Raw genomic sequence first — 3,165 nt, 5'->3', positions numbered from 1 at the left:
TGCCGATCATCGAGATGAGCCCGGTCTGCGCCAGCATCATCTCGGTGAACTTGTCCATGCGCGTGGCGGTGGTCGGGCCCGCGGGACCCGTGACCTCGTCGCGCACCGGATCGACCGGGCCGACGTAGTAGATGACGCGATCCGTGAAGTCCACGGGCAGCGGCTCGCCCTTGGCGAGCATGTCCTGAATGCGCTTGTGCGCGGCGTCGCGGCCGGTGAGCATCTTGCCGTTCAGCAGCAGCGTGTCGCCGGGCTTCCAACCCGCCACTTCCTGCGGCGTCAGCGTGTCGAGGTTGACCCGCTTGCTCCTGTTGTAGTCGGGCGCCCACTTCACGTCCGGCCACAGGTCCAGCGAGGGCGGCTCCAGATAGGCCGGGCCCGAGCCGTCGAGCACGAAATGGGCGTGGCGCGTGGCGGCGCAGTTGGGGATCATCGCCACCGGCTTGCTCGCGGCGTGCGTCGGGTACATGGCGATCTTGACGTCGAGCACCGTGGTCAGGCCGCCCAGACCCTGCGCGCCGATGCCCAGCGCGTTGATCTTGTCAGCCAGTTCGATGCGCAACTCCTCGGTCTTGTTGCGCGGGCCGCGGGCCTTGAGTTCGTGCATGTCGATGTCTTCCATCAACACTTCCTTGGCCATCAGCATCGCCTTCTCGGCCGTGCCGCCGATGCCGATGCCCAGCATGCCGGGCGGGCACCAGCCGGCGCCCATGGTTGGCACGGTCTTCAAGACCCAATCGACGAGCGAGTCGCTCGGGTTGAGCATCACGAACTTGCTCTTGTTCTCCGAGCCGCCGCCCTTGGCCGCGACCTGCACGTCCACCGTGTTGCCCGGCACCACCGTCATGTGCACGACGGCGGGGGTGTTGTCCTTGGTGTTCCTGCGCTCGAAATGCGGGTCGGCCACGATCGAGGCGCGCAGGGTGTTGTCGGGGTTCAGGTAGCCGCGCCGCACGCCTTCGTTCACAGCGTCTTCGACACCCGCCGGGAAGCCCTCGAAGCGCACGTCCATACCGATCTTGAGGAACACGTTGACGATGCCCGTGTCCTGGCAGATCGGCCGACGGCCTTCGGCGCACAGCTTGGAGTTGGTGAGGATCTGCGCGATCGCGTCCTTGGCGGGGGCGCTTTGCTCCAGCTCGTAGGCGCGCGCGAGGTGGGCGATGTAGTCGGCCGGGTGGTAGTAGCTGATGTACTGCAGCGCGGCAGCGATGCTTTCGACGAGGTCGTCGTGGCGGATGGTGGTGCTCATAGGGGGCGTTGCGTCTGGGAGTGCGCAGGCGTTTCAGAACGCTGGCGGGAGCCGGGGCGGCTGGTGCGAAGTGTAGCGAGGCGTGCTCCGCCGGCTCCCTAAGGATTGACAGATCCGCCGCCTCGGCGGATGTTGCGCGGACCCGACCCGCAAGGGCGAGTGAGCGGCGATCCGGCCGCCACGACGCCGCCACCACCGGGCCGCGAGAGGGAGGTTCACCATGGCGAAGTCCAGCGTGGCGGCCGCGCGCCGCGATCAAACGACCTTCACGTTGCGCCCCGGCGAAATCGTGCCGCGCGGCCGGGCGATCGAAATCCGGTTCCCGCAGGCGCTGGCCGAGGAAGCCCGCCGAGGAATCACCCTCGCGGGGCAGCGGGTCGATGTGCACGACAAGGGCGATGGCCGCAGCTTCGCCATCGACACCAGCGGCCTTGCGCCTGGCTCACACCGGCTGCGCATCGACGAACCATGGGCTGCGCGTGGGAGCAAGCGGCTGGCCGATGTCGACCTTCCGTTCGAGATCGTCGACACGCCCGCGCCGTTGCCCGAGGATTGCGTCGTCATCCATGCCGCGCGGATGCGCATCGGAGAGCTGCAGGTCGAGCGGCTGGCGATGAACGGCCAGGGCGAAGGCGCCTGGCTCGACGCTTTCAAGGCCGTGCACCGCAAGTCGGGCCAGCGCATGCCGCTCGCCTTCGACGAGGCGGGCCGCAAGGTCGACCTGGAACGGGAGCTGCGCCGGCTGGCGCAGCGGCGGCAAAAGACCTACGGAGCCCTCCATCCGAGCCTGCACCAAGCCATTGGGCGGCGCGCCGCGGACGAGCCGATCGAGGTGGCGGTGTGGCTGCGAATGCCCGAGACCGTACTCGCCGACAAGCCGCTCAAGGGCCGGATCCGGCGCCGCCCCGAGGCCGAGGAGCGTGAGCGCGCGCAGTGGCAGGCGCAGGCCAAGCGCTTCGCCGAGGCGGCGCGCCGTTACGGGCTCGAAGTGGCACGGCTCGATCCCGCCGCGCCCCTGCTCTACGGCCGCATACCGGCCGGGCAGGTGGCCGAACTCGCGGCTTCATCGAAGGTGGCGGCCGTGTTCCTGCACGAAACCGAAGGCTTCGACGATCTCGGCGACTCCATCGCGATTGCAAACAGCGACGACGCGCATGCCGACGGCTTTACCGGCGCGGGCGTCAATGTCGCGGTCTATGAGCGTGGGCCCGACAACACGGCCAACCTCCCCATCACCGCGCGCTTCGAATCCGACCCCGACACCAGCCAGCACTCACGCCACGTCCACGGGATCATCCGCAACACCGAGCGGCGCGCACCCAACGGCCATGCGCCGGGCTGCAACCTGCACTCGGCCAACAGCTACGACCTCGACGCCATCCGCTGGGCCGCCGAAGATCGCGGCTGCACGGTGATCAGCCAGAGCTTCCACCGCGACAGCGAGCAGACCTCCTCCGGCCTGTCCTTCGACGACATCTACAAGGACCACCTCGCGCTGCGCTGGCCCTACCCGACGATCTGCGAGGCGGCGGGCAACGGCGCCACCACCGAGTACGTCAACCACAAGGGCTTCAACCGGCTCACCGTCGGCAACCACAACGACACCGCCTCGGGCATGGCGGGCGATTCGGTGTTCCGCAATCCGGCCTCCTCGCACGGCGACCGCGAGCTGCCGGAGATTGCCGCCAACGGCACCGGGGTGACGGCGGTCGGGGTCACGGACGGCGGCACCAGCATGGCCACGCCGGCGGTGGCCGGTGCGGCGGCGCTGATCCAGCAGGCCAACGCGACCCTGCAGTCCTGGCCTGAAGGCTGCCGCGCAATCCTGATGGCCGCCGCCTGGCGCAACCCCGCGGCGGGGACGTGGCGCGCCGACGTGATCGCGGGCGTCGATGCCGCCGACGGCGCCGGCG

2 protein-coding genes are annotated in these 3,165 nt (G+C 69.3%); one reads left to right on the top strand and one right to left on the bottom strand.

Going from position 1 to position 3,165, the window contains the following annotated elements; translation table 11 throughout:
- A partial coding sequence (locus H0W40_RS19735) for a fumarate hydratase (RefSeq protein WP_292449609.1) occupies positions 1-1,252 on the bottom strand: 1,252 nt, incomplete at its 3' end.
- Between the two features lie 220 nt (positions 1,253-1,472).
- Here H0W40_RS19735 and H0W40_RS19730 point away from each other — a divergent pair.
- Positions 1,473-3,165, top strand: a 1,693-nt coding sequence (locus H0W40_RS19730; protein ID WP_292449607.1) for a S8 family serine peptidase, incomplete at its 3' end; no start/stop codon positions are given.

This window comes from Methylibium sp. (assembly GCF_013817345.1).
Taxonomy (GTDB): domain Bacteria; phylum Pseudomonadota; class Gammaproteobacteria; order Burkholderiales; family Burkholderiaceae_C; genus Methylibium.
Note: the sequence above shows the minus strand (reverse complement) of the source record. Positions and strands in the feature narration are given on the sequence as shown.